This window comes from Kumtagia ephedrae (genome assembly GCF_003012745.1).
In the GTDB taxonomy this organism is placed as follows: Bacteria; Pseudomonadota; Alphaproteobacteria; order Rhizobiales; family Rhizobiaceae; genus Kumtagia; species Kumtagia ephedrae.
The window spans coordinates 1-16,073 of the sequence record NZ_PXYK01000017.1 but is presented as its reverse complement, the minus strand read 5'-3'; the positions used below and the strand labels follow the sequence as shown (position 1 = coordinate 16,073).

Sequence of the window (16,073 nt, the reverse complement as noted above, 5' to 3'; positions counted from 1 at the left end):
GACGTGGGGCAACGTGACGTGATACAGCATCATCATGCAGCCTTCTCCTGACGGGTCCGGATGTCGGCGATCCATTTTTCCAGCGCGTCGATCTCGGCTTCGATGACGGAAGGTGCGGGAAGCCGCGGATTGATCTCTCCAGGCTGACTGTGAAGCAGCGCGGAACAACGTCCGAACGCTTCGCGCATCACGGTGCAATCCCCGGCCGTAAGGACAGTGAGTTTGATGAGGCCCGTCGTGTCGACCTTGCGCGAGAGGCGACGGATCACCGGCCCGATAACCTCCTCGACGGCGCGTTCCCAAATGGTGCGAAGCTGGTCCTGGAAGGACGTCACCTCGCGCAGCCATTTTGCCTGATCGCCGCGTTCGTGATGGATTTTCACATTGGCGAGGTGCGCCTTCATCCCGTCGATCACCTTGTCGAGCGGCATGACATTGGCGGGTGGGTCCTGGTGGCAATAGCCGGCGTTCTCAGCGCCGCGGCTGATCAGGCGGTACGCCACCGGCGTCGCTTCCCGGTCCTTGGTCGCCCGGCAGGCTTCATCGAGTAGAAGTAAGAACGCCATGTCGTGAGTGAACACGATCACCTGACGAGTCTGCCCGGCCTCAGCCAATCGGGCGGCGACCTTGTCGCGATGCAAATGGTCGAGCGAGGACACGGGATCGTCGAACACGATCGCTGACTGCGCGTCGATGGTCGACAGTTCGGCGAGGAAAGCCGCAAGCGCGACGCATCGGTGCTCGCCTTCGCTCAGAACCTTCCCCACCGGCTCGCTGGGCTTATTGATGAGCCGGACCTGGAAGAAGGGCACGCCCGCCGTGGCCTTGGCCTGCTGAAGCTCGATGGCGAGACCGGCGACGCCAAGCTTATCCACCTCGATTGCGAACCGACCACGCAAGCGGTTGGTGACGAGCGCTTGCGCGATACGGGCGCTCTGGGTCGTGATTTTGTTTGTGGTCGTGTCCTTGCTGGCTTTCTCGATCGCCTCGATGGTCTTGAGGCGCTCGATCTGGGCGAGCACATCGGCTTTCACCACGCCGAGCCATTTGCGGTCCGCAAGGCCATCGCGCTCGGCGACGAGTGCGACGCGCTGCGGGGAGCTGGCTTCCGATTGCAGGCCTTCGATACGCCTGACGATGCCGCTGAGGGCCGTGCGCAGCGGATCGAGGGAAATGGTGGCCGGGGATGGAAGGTCAGACAGGGCCGCGTCGCCATGGGTTCGCAATATGGCGCGCAGCCGCCAAACCAGGTGGAGGATCTCCCGGCGAAGGGTCCTCGCGACTTCTTCCTGGCCGATGTCATCGCGGATCGTCGCGACGATCGCGGCGAGAGACTTCATCGAGATGGCTTGCGACGCGACCTCTTCGAGCTTCTCGTCATATGCGTCCACAGCTTCCTGCTCGCGACGCTTGCTCTCGTCCTGCACGAAGGCTTCGAAGCTGCTGAGCCGCTTCGAGGCTTCTTCGCTGAGCGGCTGCTGGCAGAGGACGCAATGGGCTCCAGTACCCGCGACGGGGAACGGCCGATCAGGATACGCGGATGCGCGGGAATAATCTCGGGCCGCCTCCCACAAGACCTTCCAGACGTCCGAGCCGATGTCGGGCAGAGGCTCATCGGCGAATAGGTTGGCGGAGGCGGCAGCGGCAGCGGAGCGCGCCGTTGCAAGGCGCGTATGGGCGTCGCGTAGCGCTGCCCGGGTTTCGTCCGTGGCGGCGACCATAAGCCGCTCGATCTGCTCGATCGCTGACTTGATGCAGGCTTCCTGGCTCTGGAGCTGGCGGACCGTGCGCGCAGGGTCGCTGGCCAGGTCGGTGTTGAGCGTTTGCAGCTGGGTTTCTTCTTCTGCCGTCAGGCCCGCTAGCGTCTCGACGCCTTCCTCCTTCGTCTTGCCCGACAGGCCAGCGATCAGCTTGCCGACCAGCGTGTCCGGTTTGCATTCGGGCTTCGACAGGATCGCGGGTGTCTGCTCTTGGAGCGCTTTTATCTCGGCGGCCAGTTTGGCCTTCACATCCTGGCATGCTTGCGCGAGACCCGCGAGGATCCGGAGCGGCAGCGGCGTATAGGCGAGATCGTTGGTGTTCTCGACATGCACATTGGCAGTGCGCGAGTCGAAGACACTGACGGCCGAGAGCATTGGGTCAGGCGCGCTTCCCTGAATCCAGGATGCGCTTCGCTTCTGTCCGCCGATGAAGAAGTCAACGCTGGCGGTCGGGGTGCCGGAACCAGCCGCATAGATGTTGGGAAGGATCGCGTCGCCCTTCGGCGAGCGTGCCCGGCAGAGTTGCTTTAGCACCCGGGCGTAGCCGGATTTGCCGGCGCCGTTGTCGCCATAGATGACCGTGAGACCGGTCTTGCCGAAGGATAGACGCTCGCCCGGTGCGAGGGCATTGACGTTCGACAGACCATGGAGCGCGCCGAGGCTGACGATGGCGTGGCTAGCTGCTGGGTCCCGGATATGGCTTGCGTCGAGGGAAGCGGCTTGGTCGATCGCCTTACAGACAGCGACGAGGGCCGTGATGTCGGCGCTTTCTAGCTTGGGCTGACTACACAGCCGGCGCAGCGCATCGCGCTGCCAGGCCGGCAGGTCCGCCGACCATTTGAGGATGTCGGCCAGCGCCGCTGCCTCATTCGAGAGATCGGTCTCCTGCGTTTCCATTTTTCTGCCCCCTAATCGTGCCGTGTCTGATGTGGCCGGCCGTTTCCCCGTGATGCTTATGTTTGGTGTTCACCGGATCAGGTGCCCCCTCTGATGCGTCGCTCCTCACCGATCGGGATGATCCAGCCGCCGGCGCGATCCGGCCGAGCAAATTCATCCGGACCCACTATCTGCGTCAGGCGGATACGAACCGTTTGCAGCTCCGCGTCGATAGCGGCACGGATGAGATCGCGCTCGATGCCGACGAAGACCGGCCGGAGGTTGAGGCGAGCGAGCGCCTCCTGATCGGCGGGCGCAACGTCGGTGTCAGCGATGGGCCCGGCACGGGTGACGATTCCTCCGATCAGTCCGCCCATGGCCGTGGCCTTTTCCACCTCTCTCACCGGTGTGGCATCCAGCAGCGCTCGGGCGCGTTGGAGGTCCCCTTGGAGTCTTCGCGCGAAGGGCTGGTGGGTGAGGCCGCGGAGCGCACTGGCTAGCTCAGCGTACCCGAGCGACTTGATGAGATTGGCGATATGGAGGCGGAGAAGTCCGATGAAGAGCGCGTCTTTCTCCTCCGGCTTGATCGGCTCGCCTTCATCGACCGGATCGCGGACCGAGAGGTGGGCGTCGGTCGGATTTGGCGCCGCCATCCCCCAGCGGGTCGCGATGGCGATGCGCTTCACTGTGACCTTGCGGCCTCCGGCGGTGATATCTATCCGTCCGGCCTGGGCCCAGGCGCGGTTCAATGCTTTGGCCGGGCCGCCATTATCATGGCAACCCTTCGCTTCGGCCACGGTCAAGGAGGACAGGTCGGACGCGCAGGCGATCCAATCGGGCAGGTCGCCACGGGACAAGCGCGTGACTTTGACCTGCCGGCGGCGATCGAGGTCGATGATGCGGCTGCCGAGATGCGCGAAGATCGAAAGGTTGAAGTAGCGTTCCAGATAGGCGCGGGCAACGAAGCGGCCGAACAGGCCAGATAGCGCGACCTTCACCTCGCGGGCCTGTCCAAGCGGTTCCCGGAAAATGAAGGGCGTACCCGCGCCGGTTGGCGTCAACAGCGCGTCCAGGATGGACCACGCGCCATATGCAGCCCCTGGCGTCTGCAACACTTCGCGAATCCCGGCGTCCTCGATCTCCGAGACGTCGAGGTCGACGGTCGCGCCCGTGACAGGGCTGAATGCTGGCGGATCGAAATTGTGCAGGAAGGTCCTCGTCATAGCGCCAGCGCCCGCTTGAGATCGTCATGCTCGAAAGCGCTGGCCATGCGGCTGATCTCCGCCGATCGAGCGCCGACCGCCTTGGCTGTATCGCGCCAGGTCGCGGTCACGGTCGCGACCTCTTTGATAATCGCGCGGGCCTGCGGCAGGGTGAGAGCAAAAAACTCGGACGCCGCCTCCAGCAGATCGAGCGAACAGGTGCCCTCGTCGAGATCGATGTTCGTGGTCAGCACCCGCACCTTGAGATCGGTCGGAACGGGATTTAGGTCGTATGCCGGCGAGAGAGACCAACCTGCCTTACCCAGCCACAGGAAACCGTGATTGCGGAGGTGGTCGTCGACATTGGAGATCAGCACATTGAAGACGACACGCCGATAGAGGGCATGGGCGTCCGTCTTCCCCTGAGCGCCGTGTTGAGCAAGGGCATCGACGATCTCCGGATAGCTGCCGCGCTCGCCGTCCTTAGCGCCCATCATCGCCATCGCCGACAGGAACGGGATGCGGATCGCACCGTCGCGATCGAAGCGTCGCGACAACATGACCGCCTTGCCGGCGACGTCGATCAGCTCGTGTTGAGGCGTGGCAATACCTGCCTGGCCGGCTAGCCGCAGCGCGATCTCTTCCCAGGTCTCCATACTGTAGTCGTCGGTCTCCTTTGGGAATTTCGCTATCGAGAGGTGACCATGTTGGTCGATGACCGACGCCTTCGGTCGGGCGCCGCCAAGGGAGGAGCCTGGGGCAAAGATGAGCTGCAGGTCTTCATCCGTTTCCTCGTCCCGGAGAATCCGTTCGGTGATCTGGAGTAACCGGCCAAGCTCGATTAGGGCAGGAACGCCCGCGCGGATCGGCGCTTGGAAAATCTCTTCGCCGACCCAGCGGAAGCGGAGCGCGCCAAGCCGGGTCTCGTCGGCGACGCCGAGCAGGTAGTCACTTTCTACAAGCGTGCGAACCGCGCGGCCTTCTCGATCGGCGAGACGGCGTTCGGCGCGCTGCATGAGGCGCCGTCCCCAGGTATCCGGCGCTGAGTCGCCGATGGAGCCGAAAGTCGCAAGACCGGCAGGAGGGGCGAAGGCGCCGCGGGTCAGAGCAAGAGCTGGCTCCAGGGAGAAGCGGTCCGGGTCCTCAAGCCATGCGCTGTCATACTCGAAGAGGATGGTCTCGGTGCCCCGGACGCGATTGCTCCTCGCCAGTCCGATCGGGCGTGTGCGGCCGTCCAAATCGATATGGACCTCGAAGTCAGCCATCACGGGACGATCCGGGTGGCCGCTTGAGGTGGACATGCTTGGGCAGGTCGGCGCTGGCGAGTGCTTGCCCGACGCTGTCGTTGCTGATGTCGGCGACCTGGCTCAGGCCGTCGAGCAGGCCGAGCGCCTGCAGGACGCCGGCATAAATGCCGACGCTGACGTTAGTGTCCCCGGCTTCGACCCTTTGCAATGTCGAGCGAGACGTGAAGGCGCGCTCGGCTACGACCGCCATCGGCAGCCGTCGGCGTCGACGGGCATCATGGATGTCCGCCCCAAGCTTGCGCAGCGCGCGCCGCACCGCAGCAGGAGGGTTGTGTGGAGTGGGCATTTTGGCACCTTCGCACTACAGATCGACCAAATATGTAGCACGAAGATTACAATTCTTCTAGGCCCTTAGGGCCTCATCTCAGTAGAAAACGAAGGTTCGATCTTACCGCCGTCGTGACGGCATCGACTGGGACCCTCCGGACTTCGGCGATCGCGGCGACCGTGGTTTTCACGTCAGCGGGCTCGCTAGGACGACCGTCAACCTGAGTGAAGGGGCCGTCTGTCTCCGTCAGTATCCGATCGATGGGCAAGTCGCAGACGAGGGAGCGGCCGCGATCCGAGCGGGTCATCTCGGCATTGACGGAGAAATAGCAGCCGAGCGTCGCCGCACGTCGAGCCTCGCTTTTGCTTCCGGTGAACCAGTGAAGCACGACGGTGCCGCGATCCTGCGGGAGATATTGTTCGATCATCTCGAGCACCGCTGGAACGCTCCTCACACTGTGGACAGTGAGAATCTTGCCACCGGCTTCTGCGCATCGCTCAAGGACGCCACGGAACACATGCTTTTGGGTGTCCAGCGATTTGTAGAAGCGCGGGCCGGCATCAAGACCGACTTCACCGACGTAGCGTGTCTCAGGCAGGTGGCGCTCCCATAGTGGGAGCTCGCCGGCGCGCTCCGCGACAAGCTGCGGATGCAGGCCGAGCGCAGCGCGCACGAAGCGGGTATGACGCGTGAGTTCATGATTGCGCGCCCAGGCCTTCGGTGTCGTCGTGACGGTCAGGGTGTAGATCCGAGCTGCTTCTGCCCTCGCGATCGCGACCTCATGATCGGGATAGAGGTCGAGATGGCAGTGGAAATCGACACCGACGGCTTGAGCATTGTCGGTCATCCCGGCCGCGTCCTCACACCTGCCAGGAGAGCTCCAACCTCTTCAAGGCCGCGCCGGTAGACGCCAGCGAGGGCAGCTTGCCGAGCTGGCGATTCATCGAAGAGCGGCCCCGGTTTGTGGATGAGAATCGGCGCCAGTGCCGGCCGGGCGCGAAGCCGCTCGATCGCAAGCTGGAAAGACCGAATCTGGACGCCTTCCGATTGGCGTGTGTCGAGCGCGCGGGCGGTGAGGTCATCGACCGTGTAGACGGTGGGATCTGGATCGGGGCGTAAGCCGGCAACGAGTGCTGCCCGTCTGATGAGACATGGCAGGCAATAGCCGCAATGCTGTGTGCCGAGACCCTGCCAGCGTCCCTTTGTTGGAGCCGCGCAGGATAGCGATGAGGGGACGAGGCGACGTAACAACGCGCCGTTGGTGCAGGCTGCAACCATCTCGCCCTTTGTCCTATCCCAATAGGAGTTTTCGATCCTGCCGTTCAGGCCGAGCCCATGGAGGGCGTCATTCCAACGGGCGATGTAAAACGGATGGGTCGTGCGCGTGCTCAGTGCGCCGAGGCGCAATGGATCGAGCGGCACGTTGACGGCGATGAGGCCGTTCTCGGGCACTTTCAAGGTGAACGCCCCCTCAAGTCCGCTTCCAGCGAAGACGCCGAGGGCGAAAAACAGGAACGACCTGCCGCGGGTCGTATTCTCTCCGCCTGAACCCCGGACGAAGCCATCCGGGTATGCCATCCAGAGGCGCAAGCGATCGAAGGCGCGGCCTCGATAGTGAGTCTTCAACGTGTCGAAGATGGTGGACTGCGCATCGCTGGTCGCACCTTCGCCGGCGTGACTAATGAGAAGCGGTGTACGGCCATTCTCGAGGGCGTCGATCGCGCCGATGAGACTGTCGAGGCCGCCCGAGAAGAGGGCGAGATCGTCGAAGGGAGGACCAATAAGCCGAGCAGGGCGTTCGGGAGCGACCCTGACGAAACGGCGCGGTCGGGCGCGAAACGCGATCGACCAGCGGTCGCCGGTGAGAAAGTTCAGCATCCGCACGAAGGTCGGCGCGACGGCTGTCCATCGATCGGGATCGGAAACCGGGACGATCAGCCGGATTTCGCGGGTCCAGCCATCCTGCGATTCACTCGCCCGCGAAATGCGTGTGTCAGCAGCGTGGACGTGGGCGGCCAGGACCAGGATGTCGACGCCGATCTCTGAAGGATGAACGCTAAGCCGCGACAGATCGCCGATCGCGCGGCCGATACCGTGATCGAGGGTTCGCTCGCCGACAACCAGGTCAAGGCGCGTTTCGACTTCTCCATCGCCAAGTGGAAAGCGGCTGCGGTCGCCGGGGCCGTATCGCCCTATGATGACGTGTCTCCTCATGCGCCTTCCGCCTCCGCATCGCCCATGATCTGCAAGATCCCGAACGCTTGCTCGTAGATGCGCCCGACGAACTGGAGCACGCGATCGGGCGTCAGCGCTGCAGCCGTGGCGCGGGCGACCGTGAGCGCATCGGCCACCCCGCGCCGGATGAAGTCGTTCAATTGCGCCTGCACGCGCGCGGCTTCGCGACTATCCGACGGCAGGGTGATCGTCTTCGCGCCGATGTCGTTGCAGAGCCGTGCTTCGATCGCGTTGGTCGCATACAGCTCGAACACGGTCTGCATCTGATCGGCGGTGAGGCCATCGAGGTCGGCAATGCCTGCACCGGCGAGGTCCGTGATGGTTTCGATGAACGCTTCGCGTGCGATGCCTTCGTCGATCGAACCGCCGTCAGGACACACATAGTCCGCCAGGCCGAGAAAGATTTCTTCGATAGGGCGGCCTGCGAGAGCGCCGAGGTTGAGCGCGCGAAGCGCTTCGGTCGCGCCGCGTGCGACGGCGTCCGACAGGAAGCCAAGCAAGCGGCTGCCTGCGCCGCGCGCCGATCCCATCCTTGCGGCCGCCGTGCGCGCCCCACCTGCCGATGAGCCCACATAGTGCGAGACGGCTCGGCCGAGACTCTTGCGGTCGCTGCCGCCCGAACCAGCGAAACGCGAGAAGTTGTTGCGAGCCGCTGAGAAGCGCGCGGGATCGGCTACCGGCGGTATGGGCGGGCGAGCCGGCGGCGCCGGGGGAGCGGCTGGTGGAGCACCGTCTGCTGGCGCATCCGCGGGCGGACCGTCTGGTGGTCCACCATCAGGTGGGGCTCCGTCTGGAGCGGCGGGCTGTGCGCCGTCATCGCCTAGCCAGCTCGGGACGAGGGGCGTCCCGCCGCCCTGGCCGCCGAATGCACTGGAGGTGCCCATCAGCGGGCTCCTTGGCGGGTGCGAAGAACACCCGTGGCCGCCACCTTGAGCATCGCGCCACCTTCTTTGCCCCAGGTCTGAAGGAGGCGGTCGAAGCGTTGGGTCGCATCGCCGTCCTTGAGAACACCTTCCCAGCCGCCGCAGACCCATGGACCGAGACGATCTCGCGGGAGGGCTTCGAGGAAATCGACGAGATTGGCCTGCAGGGTCGGATGAGCCTTTACGAGAACCACCAAGCCGGCCGCGCCAGGCGGCTCAGTGTCAAAGCTGTCCCCACCGACGATGCGGCCGCGCACCGCTTCGAAGATCTGCGCCGCTTCGGGTGGGGCCAGGCGCTTGAGATCGGCTTCGAGGCCCTGCACCGCGAATTTCGCGCCGAAGAGCTGTTCGACCACGGCAGCAAGGTGGCCGAGCACTGAGGCGGCGCCGAAATAATCCTTCCTGTCCTTTGCGACGAAGAGGTAGGGGCGAAGATCTTCGCCACCGATCGCAGTCGGCACCGCCGCCCAGGCTTTAATCGCAGGCGAGGATAGCCATTCGCTCAAAAGCGCGCTCTCAGTCGACTTCACGGCTTCCAGTTTGGGCGTCGACTTCACGGCGTCATCGCCTTTGGCAGCGGCCTTCTCCGGCTTGGCCGCAGTTTTCGCGTCATCCTTGGTGGTCGCCGCCGCTTCGAGTGCTGACAGGTCCGGGCATTTGCCATTTGCTGCTGCGGCGGCGGCTGCGGCGATCTGATCGAAGAGGCGGGGCAGGAACCGCTCGGCGAGCATGAGTTTTGCGAGCACCGGCAGCTTGACGTCATCCCCGAACCCTCTCGCTTCGGCGATGCGCTGCCGCAGAACGAGCGTGTTGAGGAATCGCTTGATCTGACGCGGATTGCCCTTGGTTCCGTTGGCGAGGATCGGTCCGATCTGATCGCTGAGCGCCAACGCATTGTTGGCGCGCGAAGCCTTGTCCCCGAGAGCGGTTCTGACGGTGGCAGCATCGAGCGTACCGGAGGTCCACGGGCGCTTAAGCCGTTCACGAGCGACCTTGATCAAGTCATTGAACGCCGGGTCGTTGTCGCCGAGTTCGGCGCCGGCAAGGAGGAGAGTGACATAGATGCGCGTTTCCGTGTCCCCCAGCGCAGGGATTCGGAAGGGTACCTGGATGAGCTTTTCAAGGTAGTTCCGGGCATATGTCTGCGGACCGGTGCTGTCCGGCAGATCGGGAAAGTGTTTGCGCACCGCATATTCGATCATCGCCTCGTCGGCGGCGACGACAAAGGCGGTGCGCGACGTGAAGACGAAGAGACGGACGGCCTCCAAGGTCTCGATCGCGGTGTCGGGCAAGCAGCGATCGAGGTCATCGATCAGGACGACGAGTTGCGCGACACCGGCCTTGTCGAGAAGATCGTCGAAGGCTTTCCGGAATGCGTTGATCTCCTCGGGAACGTTGGTCGAGTCGCCTTCACCCTTCGGCTTCAACAGGCCTTTCACGCCTTCGACGGCGGCTTCGAGATTGTCCTTGGTCGCGAGCTTTGCCGGATCGGCGAGGAAGCCTTCCAAGGTGCCGACGATGGTCTGAATCTGATCGGGAGTCGGAATTCCGGTGAAGGCGGTGAACGCGAGCCCACCAGCCTTCTTCGCCACCTTGAGCCAGTCGATCCGGCGGAAGACGTCCTTGACTGTTTCGCCCGCCGCGGTGAGAGCGGGTCGCTTTTCGATGAGCCCTGTGACGATGCCTTCGATAAGCGCAATTTTAGCGTCTTCGAAGCCCTGAAAACGCCAACCATTGAACTTGAGACACAGGACCTTCTCTTCCCCCTCGAAGCCGGCCTCGATCATCTCCAGCACACTAGACTTGCCGGCGCCCCAATCGCCATGGACACCAACAGTCACCGGTTGATCGGGCCGGTCGCGCAAGAGTTTGATGATGGTTGCTGCGATCGCCTCGTTGTTGAGAAGGTCGACCTTGGTCTCGTTGTCCGTCAGGATCACTGCTTGCCCCCCACAGGTTCATCAGCCGAAGGAGCCCGTCCTGGCCGCTGGGCTCCGCAACAGCAGTTCGCCTGCCTTCTTCGTGCTACGGATCCTGGGATTGTGTAGCATGAAGCTTACAATCTTGCTAGATTGAGAGTCGTCACATGAATTCTATGACGATCCCGGGGGCACATCATTCGTCGGAGCTCAGCGCAATGAGTTGTTGGCAGCCCGCGGCGGGATGTATTGGCGCGCGCTTCCGCACCTGGATGAACTCGAGGCGGGGATGAAGGAGACCGAGGGCTGGTAGGTTATGTTGTCGTTTCGTGAAGCCCAGGCGGTCGAAGACCTGGCGGACCTTCTCTACGATTTTCTCCCCGGAAGCGGAAACAACAGGACCGCGTTTCCGCTTGCTGCTGCGCAGGCTGGTGTTGGCGATCTGTGGGTCGCAGGCAGCAAGCGGCCCGCGATCGTGCAGCTCTTGACCGCGACGCTCGAACAGCGTCGGTCGTGTTTCACCAAGCTAATCGTGGCGATCGTCCGACAGGCGATGACCTACCGGCGCGGTAAGGGAAATCCCCTGAGCCGCGAAGAAATTGATCGGCTGAACGTCCTTCTTCCCGGCGTCCAATTCAAAATCCCCGAGTTGCTTGATTCAAGCTTCCTCAGCAGCTTTGGTTCGGCGAAGGCGGGGGAACCTTCGCCGCAGGCGTCTTCGACCTTGAGTGAGGCAAAGGCCCAGGAACTCGCGACGCTGCTCGTTGAGATCACCAAGCTCGACCCCCAGACGCGAGGTCTGCGATTCGAAGGCTTCCTCAACGAGCTGTTCGCCGGCTTTGGGCTCGCGCCGCGCGGCTCGTTCCGTCTCGTCGGCGAGCAGATCGACGGTAGTTTCAAGCTGCATGGACAGACCTATCTGGTGGAAGCGAAATGGCACGGGCCTCAGATTGGCTTCGCCGATCTGATGACCTTTTCGGGCAAAGTCGGCGGAAAGGCATCGTGGTCGCGTGGACTGTTCGTTAGCAATTCTGGCTTCACGACCGAGGGGCTCGAAGCGTTCTCGCGTGGGCGGCAAACCAATTTGATATGCGCTGACGGACTCGACCTCTATGAGGTCCTCTCGCGCAAGGTCTCATTGATCGCGGTTTTAGAAGCGAAGGAACGCCGTGCTGCCGAAACGAACCGGGCGTTCGTCGCCGTGCGAGATCTAAATCTCTGAGCGGGATCATGGCTTTGGGCTGCGATGACGGTATAGCCAGTGAGGTACGGGCGATGACGCATCGTACCGCAGCGTGCAGACGGCGGGGCGGGCTTGATCGATGTTGCGTCGGCTTTCTGTACCGTGTTCAGCGATAGATGGCGGAAGGTGCGGTCCGCGAAAGCAGCTGAGAAATCCAATGTTTTCAGGAGCGCGAGTTTTTGACGGATTGGTTGACGGTATAGTGAGCCATGAAATTTTTTTTGACGAGCAATTTCAATCCGTTATGAGGGCAGGAAATAATCGAGTGGGAATGATTCAGGCCCATCCGAACACCGCCGATTTCAGCCGTCCCGACACCATCCCCCCATAAGCGCCCCGGCAGCTTCGGCCGACGGGGCCCTGTTCACGGCCAGGAAACGCGTCCAGCAGACCGGTTCACTACGGTGCCACGCGTTTCGAAATCGCGTCGCGCAACTTGTCGAGCATATCCACTGCTCCGTTGCGTAGACGCGTCACCCAGTCGGGATCTATGGCGGCGGGAAATGGCCGGAATCTATCGACGAGGTCCTCGGCATCGAATCTGCTCAGCAGATCGTCTCTTCCCATTCGACGCATGAAATTGCGGTTCTTGCTCGTAGGGACTAATACCATCGAGGGAATGCCGTACATCGTCGCCACAACGGTTCCGTGGAACTTCATGCTTGCTAGGGCGGAGCACTCACCGATGGCGCGTGTCATTTCCCAGAGATCCTCAGTATGAATCACAGACTTGCCAGGGATTTTCACGCGTTCGGCGTTAACCACATCCCTCTCTCCAATTAGGCCGCTGCCGAGGATGATGTGGCGCACTGCCCAGCCTTCGGAGATGGCATAGGCGCCTAATTGCTCGATCCGCGAATAATCGTCTTCTAATTCGTGGCCGGGGCGATGCCGGGTCACGATGCCGAGGATCGGGTTCGCGGGGTCGCGGTGGACACGCGGCAGCGTGAGTCCGCAGACGAGATCCGGGGACTCGATGACCTTGGCGGCCGGGTTCAGCTTGCCCTCGACCCAGTCGGCCGATTGCTTGTCGCGGACATTGATGAAGCGCACATTGGGATGGCCGAAGAACTTCTTGTAGCGCTCGATGATGTGCGGTTTCTCGACCTGGGCGGACTGTCCCGCACGGATGGGTACGCCCAGCCCGGCGAGAAAGACGTTCTTGCGCAGATAGGCGCTGTGAAAATACCGGGGGTCGATTGACCAAGGCTGCACCAGATCGCCACCGCCGATCAGCACGGCATCGACGCCGTCGACGCGGTCCTCGGCCGCCTGAGCGAAATAAGGTTTGTCCAGCCTGTTAGGGAGAACCTCCAGTTCAAAATCGCGGCCAAGATGCTCCTTGAAAACTTCTAGAAACAACTCGTCGCCGTAGTTTCCGTAACCGAAATATCCACCGATGCCGATCTTCGGACGCTTTCTTTTCTTCGAGCTGCTTGTCGTATTTGCCATTCTACCTTCCTGCGCTACAAGCGTATCCATTGTTAGCCTCTACGTTCCGTGGTTTGTATTGTACGCTCCCATGCGTCCCGCTCACAAGAAAGCCGCGTTTGCAGCGTCTGCCCGCGGCTCTCCTGTAGATGAAACCTCAGGGTAATCTCGCCTGGCAGGTGTTCGACCTCGATCTGGTCATCACGACACGCCGCCGTGACGTGAGGGGAGTGGATAGTCAAAGCGATAGCGGTCCGGCTCATTCGTGTCGGGTCGCTGACCCCAAGTTCAAGTTGGCTTCCGTCGTGTCGCAGGATGAAGGATGCAGGCTGTTCCAGGGAGATGGGACCGATCGGCAGCGTTCCCCGCCAGGAAGGCACGTTCCACACATTGGCGGCGAGTATGCCTCTGCCTTGGTGCACAACCGCATGCGCGAAGCGGTCGCGGCGCACCACTGCAACGTTAGGTGCATTTGCGTATGCTGCCGTTTCCGATGGAGACCGCCCCGGCAGGATGACATACCCATACCCAGCATTGCGCGGAGCGATGCCGTGCTCGAACCAGGCGGTCACGTAGCGACGCGACAAATCACGCCCGGAATAGGGTAGCAAGCGGTTGATCTGCTTCCACGATCCTCGCCGCTGCGTAATGGAAAGCCGCGGCCGCGCCCGAGGGCCGGCAGTTCCTTCTACGTGCAGCCGATATCCGCCGATCCCTTCGATGTGGAACCACTCGCCCGGGTCAAATTCAGTCGCGTGCTCATCGACGCAGCCGTCCCCTGATGCTGCGGTTCTGACGCGCGGTACCCAATCCTTCGTCAACATGCGATTCTCCACCGTCGTCTCGACGGGGTGTCCGCTCTCGTCGGAAATATCGCTGCCGATGCACAGGATCTCATCACCGAAGAAAAACCACGATTTTAGCCCGGCGGGGCCGTCGCTCCCGGCAATGCGCGTTCCCGCGACGCCGTCCGGGTTGAGCGTGCTTCCGCCTACCCAACGCGAACTGCGCTCGGCGAAACGCTCTCCGTCCGCCCTAGGCCGCCGACTGACGGTTACTCCGGGGATGCGGTATGGATCGATGGTTGGCCAAAAGCCGCTCCTGCCGGGCCCCTTTTTCGGATACAAATACGTCGCCCCATCCGCGGCAAACCAGCCGTGCAGGTTCTCGTTGTTGATTGATTCATAACGGGCGATCCTCGCCGAATGCATGGCAAGTCCAAGGCAGAACTCGCTGGATATGTGAACGACTCGGTCCATCTCCGCGAACTGGACATGTCGCAAGCGATCCGGTTCCGTCGACGAACCGTGGTCCAGCAAGGCCTGTTCAGCGAGTTGCGCCTGACCGAAGCTAAGCCCCAGCCGCGTTGCCATATTGTCGTTTCTGAAGAATGATCGGCCCGCATCACCGATCCACTTTGCAGCCATGCAGCGGAGATAGGTCCGATCGTTCGCCCCGAAGACGTCCGAGGCGAGCAGCACCGCCAAGGCAACGACGCGCCCCGCGTCAAAATCTGTAAAGTCATGGCGGGAAATTTCTCTCCCTCGGACCATATCCATCATAGCGCCGTCATGCATCAACGGCGCATATCCTCGTTCGATGACAATGCGCAGATGATCATGTGCCTCGTCTGTGAGCCGCCACGGGCTGCTCTTCAGCCAGTGGGCGAGCTCGCCGGCCTGCTGTAGCAGACCGACGCCATAACCACCGGTGTAGGGGTGGTTCCTGTGCTGGACGAAAGATCCATCCCGACGGAATCCGTCTCCGGCTTCGCTGAATGCGAGGCACTCCAGGAAGGCGGAACGGGCGTCCTCGATCCGCAACAGGTCCTCGGCAAGGACCGCTGCTTTGAATGCGACGCCTGCGGACCAGGCGCGGTTCGCGCCGGTCGAGACAATCGCTCCGGCTTTGATGCGGCGCGGGTCGGGCACAACCTGTTGGAAGGCGCTGACCGCCTGACGCACGATCTCGTCACGGGCGGGCGAAACAGGAAGAAGCAGCAGTATGTTGAAGATATGTGTCGGAATCCCGATTTCCCAGAACCACCAGTTTCCAGGGCGACCCGGCTTGTCTGGAAAATAGTTGTCAACATACCAGGTCAGGATCGCCTGCAACGACAGGAGCAGGTTCTGGTCGCCAAAAAAACTGGATGACGGCGATACGGAAGAAACGGCCAGCTTGTAGAGGGTAAAGGCCAATTGTGTCCCTGTCCGAGGGTCGGGGTCCCGCACGTTCGATCCAACAAGCTTGTGGATTCTGGCAATCTGTCGCGAAACATCGTTATCCAGCTGCCGGGAGAGCTTTCGAAGTCGCGGACTGATGTCAACGACCGGCTCTCCGCCCCGCATGATGCGGAAGACCTGCCTTAAGGCATCTAGCGAAGGCATGCTTTGTGGGTACATCTCGCCCTTCGAATTTGCCGTCTCGTGATCCATAGCAGTGTGCGGTGCAGCATGCCAGTCTATTGGAACGAAATGGCGGCAACAATGGTATGATATCGGTTCTTGGGGCAAGCCGTTAAAGGTAAACGAATGTAATTGTCGCGCTATTTCGCGTTATAGCATGCAATTGCACAAAATATGAGCAGTGGTTGGCGTGAATTGATGCAGAGACATCTCATGTCCTGTGATATGGATGGTTTTCTATCAAGATATACGTGTTTCTTTGGCGCGTCCCCCTTATTGTACTCAGCCGGGGTCTTGACGCACCGCAGCATTGCGCTTTTGATGGGTTCGGACCGCATGCGCATCGGATCTCGATCTGAGCATCGGAAGTGTTGCTGACGGGGTTGAATGGTTGCTTTCGGAACAAGCGGGCTTCGCGGTCTGGCGACGGATCTCCTTTCGGGGCCTGGCTACGTGCATGTTTCGGCTTTTGCCGCCCATCTTGCGGAGGCGGGGCGGGCGGCT

General features: G+C 62.0%; 11 protein-coding genes. 1 reads left to right on the top strand and 10 read right to left on the bottom strand.

From position 1 onward, the window contains the following. Positions 1–32 precede the first annotated feature (32 nt). The 8 genes from C7I84_RS17465 to qatA all read right to left on the bottom strand — a co-directional run bounded on the left by C7I84_RS17465 (position 33) and on the right by qatA (position 10,511). Positions 33–2,657 (bottom strand): AAA family ATPase, encoded by a 2,625-nt coding sequence (locus C7I84_RS17465; protein ID WP_106773501.1) that lies wholly within the window; start codon positions 2,655–2,657, stop codon positions 33–35. A gap of 77 nt (positions 2,658–2,734) precedes the next feature. Then, complete coding sequence (locus C7I84_RS17460) at positions 2,735–3,859, bottom strand: hypothetical protein (RefSeq protein ID WP_207771025.1); 1,125 nt, start codon at positions 3,857–3,859, stop codon at positions 2,735–2,737. Next, positions 3,856–5,103, bottom strand: a complete 1,248-nt coding sequence (locus C7I84_RS17455) for a type II toxin-antitoxin system HipA family toxin (RefSeq protein WP_106773500.1) — start codon at positions 5,101–5,103, stop codon at positions 3,856–3,858. The genes C7I84_RS17460 and C7I84_RS17455 overlap by 4 nt, the downstream gene beginning before the upstream one ends. Beyond that, complete coding sequence (locus tag C7I84_RS17450) at positions 5,096–5,431, bottom strand: helix-turn-helix domain-containing protein (protein WP_083551875.1); 336 nt, start codon at positions 5,429–5,431, stop codon at positions 5,096–5,098. The genes C7I84_RS17455 and C7I84_RS17450 overlap by 8 nt, the downstream gene beginning before the upstream one ends. Positions 5,432–5,504: 73 nt before the next feature. Further along, the gene (qatD, locus tag C7I84_RS17445; RefSeq protein ID WP_106773499.1) at positions 5,505–6,260 is read right to left on the bottom strand and encodes a Qat anti-phage system TatD family nuclease QatD; all 756 of its coding nucleotides are present in this window, start codon (positions 6,258–6,260) and stop codon (positions 5,505–5,507) included. Further along, a complete protein-coding gene (qatC, locus tag C7I84_RS17440) occupies positions 6,257–7,627 on the bottom strand; it encodes a Qat anti-phage system QueC-like protein QatC (protein WP_106773498.1) in 1,371 nt (456 codons plus the stop codon). The genes qatD and qatC overlap by 4 nt, the downstream gene beginning before the upstream one ends. Then, entirely contained in the window at positions 7,624–8,532 is a 909-nt protein-coding gene (qatB, locus tag C7I84_RS30955; RefSeq protein ID WP_165816121.1) for a Qat anti-phage system associated protein QatB, read from the bottom strand. The genes qatC and qatB overlap by 4 nt, the downstream gene beginning before the upstream one ends. After that, positions 8,532–10,511: a Qat anti-phage system ATPase QatA gene (gene qatA, locus C7I84_RS17430; RefSeq protein WP_106773496.1), complete on the bottom strand. Its 1,980-nt coding sequence runs from the start codon at positions 10,509–10,511 to the stop codon at positions 8,532–8,534. The genes qatB and qatA overlap by 1 nt, the downstream gene beginning before the upstream one ends. A 295-nt stretch (positions 10,512–10,806) precedes the next feature. On the opposite strand from qatA, the gene C7I84_RS17425 reads away from it, so the two are divergent. After that, positions 10,807–11,712, top strand: coding sequence for a restriction endonuclease (locus tag C7I84_RS17425; protein ID WP_245428480.1), 906 nt, complete (start codon positions 10,807–10,809; stop codon positions 11,710–11,712). A 420-nt stretch (positions 11,713–12,132) separates the two neighbouring features. Here C7I84_RS17425 and C7I84_RS17420 read toward each other — a convergent pair whose 3' ends face one another. Both C7I84_RS17420 and C7I84_RS17415 read right to left on the bottom strand, forming a co-directional pair. Then, positions 12,133–13,185 (bottom strand): polysaccharide pyruvyl transferase family protein, encoded by a 1,053-nt coding sequence (locus C7I84_RS17420; RefSeq protein ID WP_165816120.1) that lies wholly within the window; start codon positions 13,183–13,185, stop codon positions 12,133–12,135. Between the two features lie 32 nt (positions 13,186–13,217). Beyond that, on the bottom strand, positions 13,218–15,599 hold the full coding sequence (locus C7I84_RS17415; RefSeq protein ID WP_106773494.1) for a polysaccharide lyase 8 family protein: 2,382 nt from the start codon (positions 15,597–15,599) through the stop codon (positions 13,218–13,220). Positions 15,600–16,073: the final 474 nt, after the last annotated feature.